We start from the raw sequence: 2,328 nt of genomic DNA on the forward strand, positions 1-2,328 counted from the left end.
CTCGCGGATCATGATGATCAGGGGATAAAGCGTTACTTGCGGGGGAATGAACATGCCCACCAGAAGGGCTGCAAACATCACATTCGCCCCCTTCATCTTCCACACCGCCAGCGAATAGCCCGTCACTGCGCCCAGCCCGACCGACAGGAACAAGGCCGGAATGACGATCTGTACCGAGGTCATGAACGAAGATGACAACCCGCCGCATTTTTCGCCAAGTGTCTGCGTGCAGTCACCAAACCAGGCTTTGCTCCAAGCGGCAAAGCTTGGATCAGTTGGCAGGGTAAAGATGCTGCCATTCCTGATTTCATCCATTGATTTCAGCGATGTCGAAATCATGATGAAAACGGGGGCCATAATCATAATGGCCGCCAGGCAAAGCAATCCGTAAAGGGCCCATCGATTATATCGCATGATCAATGCCCCCGCCCGCCGCGCTCTTTTTTGAGCTCGAAATAGATATAAGGGGAAATCACGGCAATCACGGTGCACAGCAGGACAAACGCACCGGCCGCCCCCAGACCAAGTTCCTGACGGTTCAGGATATGATCGACAACAAACCGGGCTGGCAGATCCGATGAGAAGCCCGGCCCACCGCCGGTAAGGGCGACGACCAGGTCAAACGCCTTCATCACAATCGCGCTCATCAGAATAAAGACCGTGAAGAAAACCGTGCGCATCATCGGGGTGATGATGTGCAGATAAACCCGCCATACCGGGATGCCATCGACGCGCGATGCTTTCCAGATATTGGGATCAATATTGCGAAGACCGGCCAGAAACAGCGCCATGCACAACCCGACCTGCTGCCAGATTCCGGCAATCGCCAGCGTGTAAATCGATCTGTCGGGTCGTACGATCCAGTTGAACTCAAACCCGGCCCAGCCAAGGGCACGCACGGCCTCTTGCAGGCCAAGCCCCGGGTTCATTACCCATTGCCAGATCACACCGGTGACAATGAACGACATCGAAAGCGGCAACATGAAGAGCGTTCGAAACATCCCCTCTGCCTTAACACCGCGATCAATCAGAATCGCCAGAAAATAGCCAAAAACAACGCAGCCGCCGATAAACAGGAACCCGTGAATCGCCAGGTTCTGCATTGCCGTCCACCAGCGCTCATTGGCAAACAGCCGGACATACTGCTCAAAACCGGTGAATTTATAGACAGGCAAAAGCCGTGAACGGGTCAGTGAAATGACGAAAGTCCAGATGATGAACCCGTAAAAGCAGACAATCGTGATTGTCATCGCCGGGATAAGCGCCATCCCCGCACTCCATTGCGGCCGCCAACGCTTTTTTCCAGACTTGAGTATAAATTTTCGATCTTCGGACTGCTGCAACACGTCCGGTGCCGGTTCGGCCATGACATTCTCGCCTATTTATGGAGGCGCCGCTGCACCCACATCCGTGGCTTCAGCGGCGCTTTTCCGCAATATCCGGAATTTCGCAAAATCGTTATTTTGCGTAGGAAATCGCTTGCTGGAATTGTGCCTGACCCTCTTCGGGGCTCATATCTGCACTGTTCCAGAAATTGGAGATGGTGTCATCAATCGCACCCGAAACCGCACTTGGCACACCAAACAAACCGGTGCTGACAAGGTGGGTTTTCTTGTCCTGAAGGGTTTTGATGGCGGTTTGGGCACAGACATCAAAACTGTCAGCCGGCACATCAAGACGGGCCGGGATTGATCCCTTTTTCTTGTTAAAGGCAATCTGCACGTCCGGCTCAAGCATCACCTGCGCCATCAAGGTCTGTGCAGGCGTTGCGTCTTCACCATCCATGGCCGAGAAGGCAAAGGCATCGACGGTCATGATATAGGCGGTATCAATCGCCGGGGCGAAGGCACATCCGACTGTCGTGCCGGGCTCAATCCCGGCTGCGATGATTTCACCCTTGGCCCAGTCACCCATGAACTGGAAGGCGGCCTCGCCCTTGGCGACCATGTTGGTCGCTTCGTTCCAGTTACGGCCCGGGCTTGCTTCGTCGACAAACGGTTTGAGCGCGGCAAAGGTTTCAAACACCTTGCGCATGGTATCGGATTTCAGAAGGTCATCATCAAGCGTGCTGTAAAGCTCGGCATAAAACTCACGACCGGCAACACCCAAAAGGACGCTGTTGAACATGATGCGCTCCTGCCAGGGCTGACCACCAAGGCCAATCGGGATCACGCCGGCGGCCTTGAGCTTTTCTGCCGCAGCAATGAAATCATCCCAGGTTTTCGGAACCTCGATCCCGGCCTCTTCAAGAACCGACGTGTTATAAAACATCCAGTTTTCACCATGGATGTTGATCGGTGCGGCAATGTAGTTGCCATCATATTTCGC

General features: G+C 54.2%; 2 protein-coding genes and 1 pseudogene. All 3 read right to left on the reverse strand.

Annotation, left to right across the window (positions count from 1 at the left end):
• A pseudogene (locus tag B3Z49_RS19440) lies at positions 1-363 on the reverse strand (carbohydrate ABC transporter permease); the annotation flags it as partial.
• A 53-nt stretch (positions 364-416) separates the two neighbouring features.
• On the reverse strand, positions 417-1,268 hold the full coding sequence (locus tag B3Z49_RS19445; protein ID WP_296993872.1) for a carbohydrate ABC transporter permease: 852 nt from the start codon (positions 1,266-1,268) through the stop codon (positions 417-419).
• Between the two features lie 190 nt (positions 1,269-1,458).
• Positions 1,459-2,328: ABC transporter substrate-binding protein (locus tag B3Z49_RS19450; RefSeq protein WP_296993875.1), on the reverse strand; the 870-nt coding region annotated here is incomplete at its 5' end.

Origin of the sequence: Thalassospira sp. UBA1131, from assembly GCF_002311515.1 — a bacterium.
In the GTDB taxonomy this organism is placed as follows: Bacteria; Pseudomonadota; Alphaproteobacteria; order Rhodospirillales; family Thalassospiraceae; genus Thalassospira.